This is a genomic window from Tardiphaga robiniae (genome assembly GCF_013359755.1).
Lineage (GTDB): Bacteria > Pseudomonadota > Alphaproteobacteria > Rhizobiales > Xanthobacteraceae > Tardiphaga > Tardiphaga robiniae.
The window spans coordinates 1-476 of the sequence record NZ_JABMCJ010000026.1; the positions used below are offsets into that span (position 1 = coordinate 1).

Annotated in this window: 1 protein-coding gene; it reads left to right on the plus strand. The window is 50.8% G+C overall.

The features are described from left to right. Window positions 1–201: 201 nt before the first annotated feature. The coding region (locus tag HP556_RS00120) for an antitermination protein N (RefSeq protein WP_010186112.1) at window positions 202–476 on the plus strand (275 nt) is incomplete at its 3' end.

Consider the following 476-nt stretch of genomic DNA (forward strand, 5'->3'; position numbering starts at 1 on the left):
CCATGAAGGTGACGCTCTTAAAAATTAAGCCCTGAAGAAGGGCAGCATTCAAAGCAGAAGGCTTTGGGGTGTGTGATACGAAACGAAGCATTGGCCGTAAGTGCGATTCCGGATTAGCTGCCAATGTGCCAATCGCGGGGGGTTTTCGTTCAGGACTACAACTGCCACACACCACCAAAGCTAACTGACAGGAGAATCCAGATGGATGCACAAACACGCCGCCGCGAACGTCGCGCAGAGAAACAGGCTCAATGGAAAGCAGCAAATCCCCTGTTGGTTGGGGTAAGCGCAAAACCAGTTAACCGCCCTATTCTCTCGCTGAATCGCAAACCGAAATCACGAGTAGAAAGCGCACTAAATCCGATAGACCTTACAGTGCTGGCTGAATACCACAAACAGATTGAAAGCAACCTGCAACGTATTGAGCGCAAGAATCAGCGCACATGGTACAGCAAGCCTGGCGAACGCGGCATAAC